This is a genomic window from Microbacterium enclense (genome assembly GCA_038182865.1).
GTDB classification, from domain to species: domain Bacteria; phylum Actinomycetota; class Actinomycetes; order Actinomycetales; family Microbacteriaceae; genus Microbacterium; species Microbacterium enclense_B.
Window position 1 is genome coordinate 1,814,802 of the sequence record CP116226.1, and the last position, 14,566, is coordinate 1,829,367.

Here is a 14,566-nt window from a genome sequence, read left to right on the forward strand (position 1 = left end):
GTTCCCCCGATGCTTCGCCGAACGACTCGCGGTCTCGCCGCGCTCTCCCTCGCCCTGGCCGCCGTTCTCGCCCTGACGGCGTGCGAGGCGACGGGCATAGCCCACGGTGACGTCGCTACGGCGACCCCGCCGCTGTCCACGGTGACGCCCGTGAGCGACCCGCTCGCCTGGGAGGGGCCGTCCACGGCCGTCGCCGCCTCGGCGCCGATCGAACCCGTGACCGACGGGGCGCAGGCGCTTCCGGCGACCATCACCGACGCGCAGGGGACGGCCGTCACGGTGACCGACACGAGCCGCATCCTCACGCTCGACATCTACGGCTCCCTCTCGCGGATCGTCTTCGAGCTGGGCCTCGGCGAATCCGTCGTCGCCCGCGACGTCTCCAGTGCCTTCCCCGAGGCCGCGCACCTGCCGGTCGTCACCGAGAACGGTCACGATCTCAACGCCGAGGCGATCCTCGACGCCGCGCCCACCGTGATCCTCACCGACACGAGCCTCGGCCCCTGGGACACGATCCTCCAGATGAGGGATGCCGGCATCCCCGTCGTCGTGGTCGACTCGCACCGCTCGCTCGAGACGATCGGGTCTCTCGTCGAACAGGTGGGCTCGGCCCTCGGCGTTCCCGAACGCGCAGCCGCGCTCGCCGCGCGCAGCACCGCGGCCGTCGACGCGAAGATCGCCCAGATCGCCCAGGTCGCGCCCGCGGACCCCGCACAGAAGCTCCGCATGATGTTCCTCTACGTGCGCGGCCAGTCGGGGGTGTACTACCTGTTCGGCGAGGAGTCCGGTGCCGACAGCCTCATCGAGGCCCTCGGGGGCGTCGACGTCGCGGGGGAGATCGGGTGGACGGGGATGCGTCCCATCACCGACGAAGCGCTCGTGGATGCCAACCCCGATCTGCTCATCATGATGACCAAGGGGCTGGAGTCGGTCGACGGCGTGGACGGCCTCGTGGAGCATCTGCCGGCCGTCGCGCAGACCGATGCCGGGCGCCATCGCCGGATCGTCGACATGTCGGACACGACGGTGTTGAGCTTCGGACCCGCCGCCGCCGACGTGCTGGATGCGCTCGCCGTCGCGATCTACGCTCCCGAGGCCGCGGGGTGAGCGCGGGCGTCGCGTCGCGACCACGCGCCGATCTGACCGTGCCGGAGGTCCGGACCGGTCTGCGCGTACCCGTGGTCTTCGCCGGGCTCGCGGTGGCGCTGGTCGTGCTCGTCGTCGTCTCGGCCGGGAGCGGGCAGCTCTCGATCCCGCCCGACCAGGTGCTGGGCGCCTTCTCTCGCGCGTGGAACGAGGGCGTCCGCGCGATCGGGCTCGGCATCCTGTCGCTGCCCCCGGGTGCTGCTGTCGCGCACATCAACGGCGAGGCGACGCTGTGGCTGATCCGCGTGCCGCGTCTGCTCATGGCCGTCCTGGTGGGCGCGGCGCTCGCCGCCGCCGGTGTCGTCATGCAGGGCGTGTTCCGCAACCCGCTGGCCGAGCCCGGGGTCATCGGCATCTCCTCGGGCGCGGCGGTGGGCGCCTCGGCATCCATCGTCTTCGGCCTGACGTTCCTCGGACCCCTGACGCTCCCGGCGCTGGCGTTCGCGGGCGGGCTGGTCGCCATCGTCATCGTGTACGCCTCGGCCCGTGCCGACGGGCGGACCGAGGTCGTGACCCTCGTGCTGACCGGCATCGCCGTCAATGCGGTCGGCGGGGCGGCGATCGCCCTCTTCACCTACCTCGGCTCGACGCAGCAGCGCGAGCAGATCGTGTTCTGGCAGCTCGGGTCGCTGAACGGCACGCGATGGGACGACCTCGCCGTGGTCGCGCCCATCGCGGTGGTGGGTATCACCGCGTGCCTGTTCCTCTCGGGGAGTCTCGATCTGCTCTCGCTCGGCGAACGCCAGGCCGAGCATCTCGGCGTGCGCGTCGAGCGTCTCCGGGTGATCGCGATCGTCGTGATCGCGCTGCTGACCTGTGCGGCCGTCGCCTTCTGCGGGATCATCGGGTTCGTCGGTCTCGTCGTCCCTCATCTGATGCGGATGGTCCTCGGTCCGGGGCATCGTCTGCTGCTTCCGGCCAGCGCCCTCGGCGGATCCGTCCTGCTGGTGGCGGGAGACCTCGTCGCGCGTACGGCCGTGCCCGGCTCGGAGCTGCCGATCGGCATGCTCACCGCCCTGATCGGCGGACCCTTCTTCTTCTGGCTGCTCCGACGGACGCGCCGTCGATCGGGGGGATGGGGATGACGGTGGTGCTGCGCGCGCGGGGAGTCGCGGTCGACATCGGGGGCCGCCGGGTCCTCGACGGCATCGATCTCGAGCTCGCCGCCGGCGAGATGCTCGTGCTGGTCGGTCCCAATGGGGCGGGCAAATCCACGCTGCTGTCGGTGCTGGCCGGCGATCGCGTGCCGACCGAGGGCTCCGTCGACCTCGACGGTGCGGTGCTCGGCTCGTGGCCGGTCGCCGAGCGCGCGCGCCGCCGGTCGGTCCTCACGCAGAGCAACGAGGTGTCGTTCCCGTTCGTCGTCCGTGACGTCGTGCGGATGGGGAGGGCGCCGTGGCGGCGGCATCCGCTCTCCGCGCGCGACGACGCGGCGGTGGCCGAGGCGATGGAGGCCGGCGAGGTGAGGGCGTTCGCCGAGCGTCCCGTCACGGCCTTGTCCGGGGGAGAGCGCGCCCGCGCCGCGTTCGCCCGGTCGTTCGCGCAGGAGTGCCCGATCGCCCTTCTCGACGAGCCCACCGCGAGCCTCGACATCCGCCACCAGCATCGGGTGCTCGCCCGCACCCGCGAGAGGGTGAACGCGGGCGGAGCCGCCGTCGTCGTGCTGCACGATCTCGGGCTCGCGGCCGCCTATGCCGACCGGATCGCGCTCCTGGCGGCGGGGCGCGTCGCCGCGGTGGGACCGCCGCGCGACGTGCTCGAACCCGCGCTTCTCACCCGCGTGTATCGGCATCCCATCGACGTCGTCGAAGGACCCCGCGGCACACCGCTCGTGATCGTCGCCCCCGTCGTCCCCGAATCCGTCCCCGTCCCCGGAGAACGCACGCCATGAACGCCCTGTCCCGCTCCCTCGCCTTCGCCGCCGCGCTGATCGTCGCCGCCGCCGGTGCCGCCGTCTCGGCGGCACCGGCCTGGGCCGCGGCCTCGGTGTCGATCAGCGGCCCCTCCGGTTCGGCATCCGTGGATCCCGAGGACGCCACCGAGGTGACCGTGTCGGGCTCGGGATTCCAGTCGATCGCGAAGGGCTTCGGCGGCGTGTACGTGCTGTTCGGCTGGGTCGACGACGCAGCCGGGGGATCGTGGCGCCCGAGCGCCGGAGGCGTCGTCGGCGAGGACTACCGGTACGTTCCCGATGCGGAGTCGGCCGACAACAACGGCTTCCAGCGCTTCCTCGCCTTCCCCGGGAGTCAGACCGAGAGTTCCGCGAACGGCACGCTCGGGGCGGACGGGTCGTGGTCGATCGGCATGGTGATCCCCGGCGCCGTGTTCGAGAGTCAGGACCGCGACGGGAAGGTGACCGAGGTGGACTGCCGGCGCGTGACGTGCGGCATCATCACCATCGGTGCGCACGGCGTGAAGAACGCCAACAACGAGACGTTCCCCCCGGTGTCGTTCGCCTCCGCGGAGGCGGCCCCGGCCGCGGACGCTCCCTCGTCCGCCCCCGTGGCGCCGGACACGGTCCGCGTCGGCGTCGAGACGGGCAGCGTCGTCGCCGGCTCGTCGATCGTCTTCACCGGTCAGGGGTTCACCCCCGGCGAGCAGGTCGTCGCCTCCCTCGACGGCGGGCTCACCGCGGTGGGGCCGCTCACCGCCGGTACGCGGGGAGAGGTCGCCGCCGCGCTTCCCGTGCCGCGCGACGTCCGCGACGGGACGCACCTCGTCACCCTGCGCGGAGCGGGGTCGGGCGGTGTCGCCGAGGCCGAGGTCACCGTCACCGGGGGCACCGTCGCGTCGGTCGAGGAGACCGCCCCGGTCGTGCCGACGTGGGCGATCGTGGTGCTGCTCGCGTGCATCGTGCTGTCGCTCGCGCTCGTGATCGCCAGCATCGTCACCGCGCTCGTCCGCGCTCGATCACGTCGGCGCGCTCGGCGCGGGACCGGTCCGGTCGCGGGGGCTGCGGCTGCTGCGGGGGCTGCGGGGACGAAACCGGCCGCCGCGGCGCCTGTCGAGGTCGCCCCGCCGTCGGCGTCCGGTCCGTCGGAACCGGGAGGCTCCGGCGGGCCGGCGGCGGCGGCATCCGTCTCCTCCGGGCCGGCGTCTGCCGGGGTCGCGGACCCGCCCACGGTGCCCCTCGGCGTCGGGACGTCACGATGAGGGCGGCGACGGTGCTGCGCGCCGGGGTCGCGCTCGCTCTGGGGGTGCTGCTCGGCGCTCCGCTCGCGGCGAGCGCCGCCGGCCCCGACGACGTGATCGTCACGGTCCCCGGGCCCGGCGGTGGATCGGGTGGCGGATCCGACGGTGAGATCGCGAACGCGCAGCTGCGGTGGGGGCTGAACGCCGAATCGGGAGGGGGTGCCTTCGCCGGGGGATGCAACTTCCTCAGTGCCGGTGTCGCGGGCGACGCCGGCGGCGCCCGGGTGTGGGGCGCAGGCGACGGCCTCTATCGCGCGCAGGAGGGCCCCGTGCGTGTCGAGAAGCCCACCGCCGACGGCGGGTGGACGACCGCGTCCTGGGAGACGAAGTGTCTCGACGCGAGCGGCACCCCCGTGTCGGTGTCGTCGACGCAGAGCACGACCGGCAACCAGATCGTCCTGGAGGGCGGCACCGGCGAGCGCCGCGACGGCGCGCTCGACATCCGCTGGTCGGGATCGTTCACGGTGGTCTTCTACGGCGGGATGACCTACTGGAGCGTCACCGATCCGCACCTCACCCTCGACGCCGCGGGCACCGGGCGGCTCACGGGCACGGCCAGCGGCTTCGGCACCTCGATGGACGACATGACCCAGTGGAACCCGATCGCGCCCCAGGATGTCGTGCTCGCCGACATCCGCGCCGCCGATGTGGCCGCCGATCGGGGCTTCGTCGTCACCCCCGAGTACCTCGGAGTCCTCAGCGTGGGAGCCGGGCAGGTGGCCCGATCCGGGGTCAACGAGGCCTACTGGGGGTCCTTCCCGCAGTCGCTGCTCGACTTCCATCGGTCGACGGGCCAGCAGGGGTACTGGCTCACCACCGGGGGAGTCCGGGATGCCGCGAAGCCGACGTCGCCGCTCACGGTGAGCTACGACGCGGCCGCGCCGGTCGCGCCTCCGCCGTCCACCGGGGGAGAGGCCGCGGCCGGAGTGCCCGACAACCCCCTGCGGCGTGCGCCGTCGAGCATCGCGGCCGCCGCACCCGCAGCCGCCCTCGTGGCCGCCTCCACACCGCTCACCACGCAGCCGCAGGCCGCGGGCCTCGTCCCGCCGGCGCGCGCCGGCCTGCCGCCGGTGTTGGTTCCGCTGCTCGGAGCCGCCGCGGCATTGAGCATCGCGATCGTCGCCGTGCTGAGCATGATGGGTGCCCTGCCGTGGCAGCAGCGGCGCGCGGTGCCCTGACCGTTCGGGTCGCGCCTCCGGGCGGGTCGACTCGGGTCGGCGGGCTCGCGTGGGCGCCTCGCTGAGCCGCTCGCGCTCACCTCGCATCCGGGTCGGACGGGTTCCGGCCCGGCGGCCCCCGATGTCGGTGTCCGCGCCTAGGGTGAGCGCATGGAATTCGGAATCTTCGTCCCCCAAGGCTGGCGCTTCGACCTCGTCGGCATCGATCCGTCCGAGCAGTGGCGCGTCATGAACTCCCTCGCACAGAGCGCCGACGACGGCCCCTGGGCGTCGCTCTGGGTCTACGACCACTTCCACACCACCCCGGTGCCGAGCGCCGAGGCGACCCACGAAGCATGGACGCTCATGGCCGCCTTCGCCGCCGCGACCGACCGTGTGCGCCTCGGCCAGATGTGCACGTGCATGGGCTACCGCAACCCCGCCTACCTCGCCAAGGTCGCTGCCACCGTCGACGCGATCTCGGGCGGGCGCGCCGAGATGGGGATCGGCGGCGGCTGGTACGAGCACGAATGGCGCGCGTACGGCTATGGCTTCCCGCCGATCGCCGAGCGACTCGGGCGCTTGCGCGAGGGCGTCGAGATCATGCACCAGGCCTGGACCACCGGCGAGGCCACCCTGTCGGGGAAGTACTACGAAGTCGACGGTGCGATCGTGCAGCCGAAGCCCTTGCAAGAGGGCGGCATCCCCCTGTGGATCGCGGGCGGCGGCGAGAAGGTCACGCTCAAGATCGCCGCGAAGTACGCCTCGTACACGAACTTCGGCGGCTCGCTCGAGGAGTTCGACCACAAGACCGCCGTCCTGCGCGGGCACTGCGACGATCTGGGGCGTGACGCGGCCGAGATCACGCAGTCGACGAACTTCAACACGATCGTCGCCGAGACCGAGGCGGAGGCAGAGGAGCGCCTGGCCGCGGTCGTCGCGCGTCTGCGCCCGCACGTGGGCGACGAACGAGCGGATGCCATCGAGGCCGACTACCGCGCCTCCGACGGCTTCGGCACTCCCGAGCAGATCGTCGAGCGCCTCCGCGAGCGCGCCGACCACGGCCTCGGCTACGCGATCCACTACTTCCCCGAGGCGGCGTACGACACGTCGGGCATCTCGCTGTTCGAGCGCGAGGTGATCCCCGCCCTGTGACCGACGCGAGCGGCGGTCGGCTTCCCGTCGCCTCGAAACAGGGGCGGTGACCGCTCACGCGACGACAGTCAGACGAGCGGGGCGACATCGGCGTAGGCGTCGGCCTCGACCGGCGGGACGGGTGCCGGGACGTCGAACGCGCGAGCGCGCCGGGTCGTGGCATCCCACGCGGTCCAGCCGGGATCGCGATCGCGCACGAACGCGACCGCCGCGTCGTGCAGTTGCGAGGCCAGGGCGTGCGGAGGGGCGTCACCGGCGATCGCGGTGACCCCGTCGGCGTCGAGGTGGTCGAACCAGAAGGGGACGTCGAGGCAGTGGCAGGCGACCCCGAGCGCCGGGGAGCGCCACGCGAAGCGGTAGACCCAGGTCGCGGCCGCGCCGCGGGCTCGCGCGACGCGCAGCACGGTCGCGCGGATCACCCGGTCGGTGGCGTACCCGCCGAGAATCTCCGCCGCTCCCCGGCGCCGCGTCCGCGCGAGATAGGCACGCCGCCGAGACCGGCCGAGCCCGAGCACCGCGAGCGCCAGGGGAACCGGGACGAACCGCAGAACCCACCGGTAGCGAGCGGTGAGCATCGTGAACTCGTCGTCGGTCGCGCCGATCACCAGGGGAACGTCGGCCGCAGCCCCCTCGCCCAGGGCGACGAGCGGATGCCGCGGCAGCAGATCGCCGTCGATCACCGGCCCGAGCGGCAGACCGTCGTCGAGGAGAGCGGTCAACGCCGAGAGCGCGTGGCCGCGTTCCGGCTTCTCGGCCACCGCCTGCAGCGCCGTGAGGCGTTCTTCCGGGACCGACGCGAAACCGGCGCGATCGGGAGTCACTCCCGCGAGCGCGCCGACGCGCGCGGCGAAGGTGCGCGCCTCGTCTTCGGAGACAGCGCCGATCGCCGGTGACAGGGCCATCGCGGCCTGGAAGAGTCCGGATGCCGCGGGGCTCGCCATCAGCGCGAGCACCGACCCGCCGCCCGCAGACTGCCCCGCCACCGTCACGCGCCCCGGATCGCCGCCGAATGCACCGATCTCGTCGCGCACCCATTCGAGGGCGGCGATCTGATCCCGGAGGCCGCGGTTCGAGGGCGCCCCCTCGATGAGTCCGAACCCGTCGAAGCCGATGCGGTACGAGATCACGACCGTGATGACACCGGCGCGCGTGAACGCGTCGCCGTCGTACCACCGGCTCGCGGGCGACCCCGAGGTGTAGCCCCCGCCGTGGATCCACACGAGCACCGGGAGGGTGGCATCCAGATCCCGGTCGGCGGGCGCGAAGACGTTGACGTTCAGGGTCGCGTCACCGGGCACGCTCGGCTCGGGGATGAGGGTGATGCCCGCGTCTCCCCGCTGCGCGGTCGGCCCGTATGCCGTCGCGTCGCGCTCCCCGTCCCACGGCTCGACCGGGGCGGGGGCGGCGAAGCGCCGGGCGCCGACCGGTGCCAGGGCGAACGGGATGCCGAGGAACACCGCTGTCGCGCCCCGTCGGAATCCACGCACGGTCCCTTTCGACGTTCGGGCGAGGGGAGCGGCATCCATCCCCTCATCCTGCCCGCCCGCCGGCCCGTATCGCCACGATGCGTCGCGTTCGCGGGGCTCGGGGACGACGGCGGGTGCGAGTCACGCGCGCGAGGTGTCCCACCAGCGCAACACGCGCAGCGCGAAGAAGGTCAGCCACCGCGACGGCTCGCCGGCGGGGACGTCGACGGCGAACCACTCCCGACCCCCGGGTGGGTGCGCCTGGTGCCAGGTGCCGTCGGCGTCGCGGGAGGCGCGTACGCGCTCGATCGCGTCGTCGAGGCGCGGGTCGGGGGCGGTCCCGTCGTGGTGCGAGGCGGCGCGGAAGTGGTCGAGGGCGCGCAGCGCGCTGTATCGGAAGCGGAAGGGATACCCCAGGTGATGCGCCCACACGTGCCGCTCCCCGGTCGACAGCCGGTACAGCAAGCGCCGCTGGAGCAGATACTCCTCCGCCCCCTTCCGTGCCGCGTGCAGCTCGGGCGTACCGCCGGTACGCCACTCGTCGTCGAGGATCCCGATCACGGAGTTGATCGTCGAGTGGAACGACGACGCCGTCGACCCCTCCACCCACTCGCAGTTCCAGCCGCCGTCGGGCAGGCGGTGCTCGACGAACCAGTCCCGGATGCCGCCGACGTCGGCGCCCAGCCACGCCCCGTTCGCGAGGGTGAAGGCGTTGATGCACGCGTCGACCTCCCCGTCCCAGAACGGCAGGTTCTCGTACTCCCAACGCGCGTTGCGCTCGAGAAGCCCGGCGGTGTCGGGGCGGAGGGCGTCGGCATCCACTCCCCATTCGCGCAGGCTCATGAGCGACCACGACGTCGCCGTCCAGGGTTGGGGTTCGTCGCCACGGAAGTCCGCAGGGAAATGCGCCCCGCCCGCCCACAGCCCGTCCTCCCCCTGCGCGGCGAGGAGCTGCGCCCCGAAGCCCTCGACGGGTACTCGCGCGCGCGTGGTGCGCCACTGGTCTTCGGGCGCGTCGAGCAGATCGCGCTCGACCTTCCACCGCAGGCTGGGATCGCTGTCGCGCAGCCATGCCAGGACGTCGTCGTCGGTCATCCGGGCAGGTTACGCCCGCAGCGGGGGGTCCGCCAGGGTCGCGCCTCCGACCGGGCGCACCGGCGACGGCCCTGCGGGTCCCAGACCCCGCGCATAAACGCTATCCGCGCGCATGAACGCGAGCAGCACGTGTTTTTGCGCGCGAATCGCGTTTATGCGCCAGGGGAGGGTCGGGTCTCCCCTGGCGAGGCCCGGCCGGAGGGTCGCACGTCGCGAAACCCGAGCGCGGTCACGCGTCGCGGCGTGCGCCCTCCGACGGCGTCACCGTGAAGATGTTCGGGGCGCGGAACCGGGATGCCGCGAACGCGGCGTGCACGGCCTCGGTCGCCGCCGGGACCAGCACGGTGGGGATCAGAGCGATCGCCGCCCCGCCGAAGCCGCCACCGGTCATGCGGGCGCCGAGGGCGCCGGAGGCCAGCGCCGCCTCGACGGCGAGATCGAGCTCGGGCACCGAGATCTCGAAGTCGTCGCGCATCGAGGCGTGCGAGGCGGTGAGCAGATCGCCGATCGCCGAGGGGCCGTCGGCGTCGAGGGCGGCGACGGTGTCGAGCACCCGCTGGTTCTCGGTGATGATGTGGCGGACGCGGCGGAAGGTCACGTCGTCGAGGATCTCTTCGGCGCGGGGCAGGTCGTCGACCGTGAGGTCGCGGAGGGCGGCGACGCCGAACGCCTCCGCGCCCTTCTCGCACGACGCGCGGCGCTCGCGGTAGCCGCCCGAGGAGTGCGCGTGCTCGACCAGCGTGTCGACGACGAGGATCGACAGCCCGGCGTCGGCGAAGCCGAGCGGCACAGGGCGTGTCTCGAGCGTGCGGCAGTCGAGGAACGTCGCGGCATCGGCGACGCCGAGCATCGAGGCCATCTGGTCCATGATCCCGGTCGGTGCGCCGACGGCGTCGTTCTCGGCGATCCGGCCGACGCGGGCGAGGGCCACCTTGTCGAGGCCCGCGTTCCAGACGTCGTTGAGGGCGGATGCCACGGCCCCCTCGATCGCGGCCGACGACGACAGCCCTGCCCCTACCGGCACCTCCGACGCCAAGGCGATGTCGACGCCCCGGGGCGCGGCATCCGGGGCCTCTCGACGCAGCGCCCACGCCACACCGAGCGGGTAGCCGGCCCAGTCGAGGCCGCCGGCGGCGATCGTCGCGTCGAGGTCGGCGAGGGAGACCTCGACCGCGCCGTCGGAGAAGGTCGAGCTCACGCGGATCACCTCGTCGGAACGAAGGGCGACGGCGGCAGCGGTGCGCTGGGCGATCGCGAAGGGGAAGACGAAGCCTTCGTTGTAGTCGGTGTGCTCGCCGATGAGGTTGGCGCGGCCGGGGGCCGACCACACCCCGGCGATGGGGGCGTCGGTCAGGGTCGCGAGCAGGGTGCGGGCGTCATCGACGGCGGTCATGCCGTCACCTCCGGAACGGTGTCGAGGGCGGCGCGCAGGAGCTCGGCCTGCGACTCGGGGGTCACGTCGCCGATCCAGGCGCCCATGGCGGCCTCGGATCCGGCGAGGAACTTCAGCTTGTCGACGGCGCGACGCGGCGACGTGATCTGCAGGTTCAGACGCACGGCGTCCCGTCCGCGGCCGACGGGCGCCTGGTGCCACGCGGCGATGTAGGGCGTGGGGGTGTCGTAGAGCGCGTCGATGCCGCGGAGCAGCCGCAGGTAGAAGGGGGCGAGCTCGTCGCGCTCGGCTGTGGTCGTCTCGGCGAGGTCGGCGATGTGGCGGTGCGGCAGCACGTGTACCTCGATCGGCCAGCGGGCCGCGAACGGAACGAACGCCGTCCAGTGCTCGCCGCGCAGCACGACGCGCTCGCCGGTCGACTCGAAGGCGAGGATCCGCGCGAACAGGTCGTCGGAGGTGCGCGCGATCGTGTCGAGCAGGCGGTGCGTGCGCGGGGTGACGTACGGGTAGGCGTAGATCTGCCCGTGCGGGTGGGGCAGGGTGACCCCGATCTGCTCGCCGCGGTTCTCGAACGGGAAGACCTGCCGGATGCCCGGCAATGCCGACAGCGCGGCCGTCCGGTCGGCCCACGCCTCGATGACGGTGCGGGCGCGGGTTCGCGACAGGGAGCCGAACGAGCCTTCGTGCTGGGGGCTGAAGCACACGACCTCGCAGCGGCCGACCGAGGTGCGCGTGCGGCCGAGGCCGAGGTGCTCGAGGTCGTCGTCGCCGCGCGGCGGGTCGACGGCGGCCGGGGCGTCGCCGACGGCGGCGTCGAGGGCGGGACCGAATGACGGCGACTTGTTCTCGAAGACCGCGACGTCGTACATCGAGGGGATCTCCGACGGATTGCTCGGCGTCTGCGGCGAGAGCGGATCGAGGTGAGCGGGGGGCAGGAACGCACGGTTCTGACGATTGGATGCCACGGTGATCCAGTCGCCGGTCAGCACGTCTTGGCGCATCGTCGCAGTCGTCGGGCGGGGATCGAGCGCGCGAGCGTCGACGGCGCGCTCCGCGCCGAGCGTGGTGTCGGGATCGTCGAAGTAGATGAGTTCGCGGCCGTCGGCCAGGCGGGTCGGCCGCTTGACGACGCCGGCGCTCAGGGGCTCTGCACTGAGGGTCTCCGTGTTCACGATAACACGCTACAAGGCGGGCGTGATATCGTCAACATGGAGGGGGCATGATGCGCGTATCCATGGCCAACGTGGCCGAGAAGGCCGGTGTCTCGGCACAGACGGTGTCGCGCGTGGCCAACGGCAGTCCCCGCGTCGACCCCGCGACGCGCGCTCGCGTCGAGAGGGCCATGGCCGACCTCGGCTATCGCATGCACCGCGCCGCACGGGCATTGCGCACCGGCCAGACCTCCACGATCGGCCTCGTCGTGTCGACCCTCGCCTCCGTCGGCAACTCCCGCATGCTCCAGGCGATCTCCGAGGCCGCGGCCGCGCGCGACTACGCCCTCGCCGTCGTGACGGTGGGGGAGCGTGGCATCCGCGAGGCCTTCGCCCGCTTGCGCTCGCAGGGCGTCGACGGGGCCGTCGTGTTGAACGAGGCGACCGAGCTCGCGCGCGACGTCGACCCGCCCGCCGATCTTCACCTCGTCGTGGTCGACTCCCCGCCCGACCCGCGCTTCTCGATCGTGCAGACCGATCACGCCGGCGGAGCGCACGCCGCGACGACGCACCTCCTGACCGGGGGGCACGACACGGTCCATCACCTCGCCGGTCCCGCGGGCTCGTTCGCCGCGGCCGAGCGCGAGCGCGGTTGGCGCGAGGCGTTGGCCGACGCCGGGATCCCGGTGCCGGAACCCGTTCGCGGCGACTGGACCTCGGCATCCGGGTACCGCGCCGCTCGAGAGCTCGGAACCGCCACCGCCGTCTTCGTCGCGAACGATCAGATGGCGCTCGGCGCCCTTCGCGCCCTCGCCGACGCGGGTCGACGCATCCCCGGCGACGTCGCCGTGGTCGGTTTCGACGACATCGCGGATGCCGCCGAGTTCCGGCCCCCGCTGACCACGGTGCGGCAGGACTTCGATGCCCTCGGCGCCCGGGCCGTGCGCGCGCTGATCGCCGCGATCGAGGGCGGCCCCGCCGTCGCCGACACGGTGCCGACGTCGTTGGTGGTGCGCGAGAGCAGCGCAGCAGGCTGACGGACGGTCGGGGAAACGCCCGAACGTCGCGGCCCCGCTACTGTGCGGCCTCGCTGCCCGCCGGAAGGTCGAGCGTCACCGTCGTGCGCTCGCCGGGCGTGCTGTCGATGCGCACGGTGCCGCCGTGGGCGACGGCGATGGTCCGGACGTTGGTGAGTCCGAGTCCGAACCCCTGGATCTCGCTCGAGCGCGCGAGCGGCCCCCGGTAGAACCGGTCGAAGGCGCGGCGCTGCTCCGCGCGCGCGATACCCGGCCCCACGTTCGTCACGGCGATCCGCGCGCGCCCGTCCCGGACGCCGTGCGACACGGTGATGGGAGCGGATGGGAGGCCGAACTTCACGGCGTTCGTGAGAAGCTCGGCGATCGCGACCACCAGCTGTGCGCGGTCGAGGTGGGCAGGGGTGCCGACGGCGCCCACCGCCTCGATGGTGTGGGCGCGGGCCTCGGCGAAGCTCTCCACGATCTGCACCGCCGCCGCGACCACGTCGCCGAGGTCGACGGTGTCGCGCCGGAGGTCTTTCTCGCTCTCCCCTGCGGCGAAGAGGTCGCTGACGCGCCGCGCCAGATCGTCCGCGCGGCGGGTGACCACGTCGACGTAGCGGCGCAGTCGCGCGTTCGCGGGGTCGACCTCGTCGTCGATGAGGTCGAGGAAGCCCGTGATGCTCGTCAGCGGGGTGCGCAGCTCGTGCGACACGGTCCGCAGGAACTGTTCGCGCACCTCGATGGCCTCGGCGAGCTCGGTCACGTCGTAGACCACCACCACCGTTCCCAGCACATCGCCGTCGGGTCGACGTACCCGGCTCGACGACGCCAGCACGGCGACCCGCGTGTCGTCCGGCCCCCACCACTCGAGCTGGTCGCTGACCGTCTCACCCGCGAGCGCGCGGGGGATGACCTGTACGTCAGCGGGGACGACGCTCGTCTGGTCGGCACCGAACACCTCTTTCCCGGCAAACGGCGGCACGTCGAGACGGAACCCGCCGAGCTCGGCGAAGCCATGCGCCCGGGCGTTGGCGACGTCGAGCCGTCCCTTCGCGTCGTAGAAGATGACGCCGGCGCTCACGGTGTCGACGATGCCGAGCGCGACCGCCTCGGTGTCCTGTGCCTTTCTCAGCGCCCGCTCCTGGGCGCGGGACGCCTCCCGCAGCCGCTGCGAACTGCGGCGAAGGTGCCGCGCGGCGACGAAGACGATGACCGCTACTCCCACGATGAAGGTCGGGAGGATCACGACGTTCGCCCATTCGACCGGGCTTGCCGGCCACGCTCCGACGTAGGCGAAGCGGAACGAGGTGATGAAGCCCGCCCCGAACACCGCCGCGGCGATGCCGTACCAGGGGAACCCGTAGGCGAGCCACAGCACGGGGAAGACCGCGAGGATCGTGACGGAGGGGAACGAGGGCAGCATCTCGGCGCGTACCAGGGCCACGGCGAGCAGGTCGAGGCCGGCGACGATCATCATCAAGGCGAGGGGGAGGCGCTCCCACGGCACGACGAGAGCAAGGACGGTGGCGACGACGCCGACGGCGAGGCCGGCGATGACGACTCCGACGGTGAGCGTCGACGGCGCGGCCAGCCCGACGATGCCGACGAGGATGACCAAGCTGAGCGTGAACGGCAGCTGAGCCCGGACGAAGACGCGGACGCGGCCGCGCGAACTGGCCTCCATCTCGAACAACGGCACCGCTGCTCCCCTACTCCCCGCGCCTGCGCGCCCTCTGACCGTACTTCACGCTGCTCGTGCCGGGACCGCCGGACACGACTCTCACAGCGGGGA

Annotated in this window: 12 protein-coding genes; 7 read left to right on the plus strand and 5 right to left on the minus strand. The window is 72.9% G+C overall.

Going from position 1 to position 14,566, the window contains the following annotated elements; translation table 11 throughout:
- The first annotated feature begins 9 nt into the window (after positions 1 to 9).
- The 6 genes from PIR02_08465 (at position 10) to PIR02_08490 (ending at position 6,650) form a co-directional block, all read left to right on the plus strand.
- Positions 10 to 1,107 carry an ABC transporter substrate-binding protein gene (locus tag PIR02_08465; protein WZH38696.1) on the plus strand — a complete coding sequence of 366 codons (1,098 nt, stop codon included), beginning with the start codon at positions 10 to 12 and terminating at the stop codon, positions 1,105 to 1,107.
- Positions 1,108 to 1,145: 38 nt separating this feature from the next.
- Positions 1,146 to 2,231, plus strand: coding sequence for an iron ABC transporter permease (locus PIR02_08470; GenBank protein ID WZH38697.1), 1,086 nt, complete (start codon positions 1,146 to 1,148; stop codon positions 2,229 to 2,231).
- Positions 2,228 to 3,037 (plus strand): heme ABC transporter ATP-binding protein, encoded by an 810-nt coding sequence (locus tag PIR02_08475; GenBank protein WZH38698.1) that lies wholly within the window; start codon positions 2,228 to 2,230, stop codon positions 3,035 to 3,037. Before PIR02_08470 ends, PIR02_08475 begins: the two co-directional genes overlap by 4 nt.
- Positions 3,034 to 4,299 (plus strand): hypothetical protein, encoded by a 1,266-nt coding sequence (locus PIR02_08480; GenBank protein ID WZH38699.1) that lies wholly within the window; start codon positions 3,034 to 3,036, stop codon positions 4,297 to 4,299. The genes PIR02_08475 and PIR02_08480 overlap by 4 nt, the downstream gene beginning before the upstream one ends.
- A complete protein-coding gene (locus PIR02_08485) occupies positions 4,296 to 5,516 on the plus strand; it encodes a hypothetical protein (GenBank protein WZH38700.1) in 1,221 nt (406 codons plus the stop codon). The genes PIR02_08480 and PIR02_08485 overlap by 4 nt, the downstream gene beginning before the upstream one ends.
- A 150-nt stretch (positions 5,517 to 5,666) precedes the next feature.
- On the plus strand, positions 5,667 to 6,650 hold the full coding sequence (locus PIR02_08490) for an LLM class F420-dependent oxidoreductase (GenBank protein WZH38701.1): 984 nt from the start codon (positions 5,667 to 5,669) through the stop codon (positions 6,648 to 6,650).
- A 68-nt stretch (positions 6,651 to 6,718) separates the two neighbouring features.
- On the opposite strand, the gene PIR02_08495 is transcribed toward PIR02_08490, so the two are convergent.
- From PIR02_08495 to galT, 4 genes are all read right to left on the minus strand, one after another.
- Positions 6,719 to 8,176, minus strand: coding sequence for a carboxylesterase family protein (locus PIR02_08495; protein WZH38702.1), 1,458 nt, complete (start codon positions 8,174 to 8,176; stop codon positions 6,719 to 6,721).
- Between the two features lie 81 nt (positions 8,177 to 8,257).
- Positions 8,258 to 9,211: a squalene cyclase gene (locus PIR02_08500; protein ID WZH38703.1), complete on the minus strand. Its 954-nt coding sequence runs from the start codon at positions 9,209 to 9,211 to the stop codon at positions 8,258 to 8,260.
- A gap of 229 nt (positions 9,212 to 9,440) precedes the next feature.
- Complete coding sequence (galK, locus tag PIR02_08505; protein WZH38704.1) at positions 9,441 to 10,604, minus strand: galactokinase; 1,164 nt, start codon at positions 10,602 to 10,604, stop codon at positions 9,441 to 9,443.
- On the minus strand, positions 10,601 to 11,779 hold the full coding sequence (gene galT, locus PIR02_08510) for a galactose-1-phosphate uridylyltransferase (GenBank protein WZH38974.1): 1,179 nt from the start codon (positions 11,777 to 11,779) through the stop codon (positions 10,601 to 10,603). Before galT ends, galK begins: the two co-directional genes overlap by 4 nt.
- A 47-nt stretch (positions 11,780 to 11,826) precedes the next feature.
- Between galT and PIR02_08515 the strand changes: the two genes are divergently transcribed.
- Positions 11,827 to 12,792: a LacI family DNA-binding transcriptional regulator gene (locus tag PIR02_08515; protein WZH38975.1), complete on the plus strand. Its 966-nt coding sequence runs from the start codon at positions 11,827 to 11,829 to the stop codon at positions 12,790 to 12,792.
- Positions 12,793 to 12,829: 37 nt separating this feature from the next.
- Here the strand turns inward: PIR02_08515 and PIR02_08520 are convergent, their stop codons facing one another.
- A complete protein-coding gene (locus PIR02_08520; GenBank protein WZH38705.1) occupies positions 12,830 to 14,473 on the minus strand; it encodes an ATP-binding protein in 1,644 nt (547 codons plus the stop codon).
- Positions 14,474 to 14,566 lie beyond the last annotated feature (93 nt).

Coding starts and splice junctions, on each gene's coding strand:
- PIR02_08480 (WZH38699.1), top strand. CDS start 3,034: ATGAACGCCCTGTCCCGCTCCCTCGCCTTCGCCGCCGCGCTGATCGTC.
- PIR02_08515 (WZH38975.1), top strand. CDS start 11,827: ATGCGCGTATCCATGGCCAACGTGGCCGAGAAGGCCGGTGTCTCGGCA.
- PIR02_08485 (WZH38700.1), top strand. CDS start 4,296: ATGAGGGCGGCGACGGTGCTGCGCGCCGGGGTCGCGCTCGCTCTGGGG.
- PIR02_08465 (WZH38696.1), top strand. CDS start 10: ATGCTTCGCCGAACGACTCGCGGTCTCGCCGCGCTCTCCCTCGCCCTG.
- PIR02_08500 (WZH38703.1), bottom strand. CDS start 9,211: ATGACCGACGACGACGTCCTGGCATGGCTGCGCGACAGCGATCCCAGC.
- PIR02_08475 (WZH38698.1), top strand. CDS start 2,228: ATGACGGTGGTGCTGCGCGCGCGGGGAGTCGCGGTCGACATCGGGGGC.
- PIR02_08490 (WZH38701.1), top strand. CDS start 5,667: ATGGAATTCGGAATCTTCGTCCCCCAAGGCTGGCGCTTCGACCTCGTC.
- galK (WZH38704.1), bottom strand. CDS start 10,604: ATGACCGCCGTCGATGACGCCCGCACCCTGCTCGCGACCCTGACCGAC.
- PIR02_08495 (WZH38702.1), bottom strand. CDS start 8,176: ATGGATGCCGCTCCCCTCGCCCGAACGTCGAAAGGGACCGTGCGTGGA.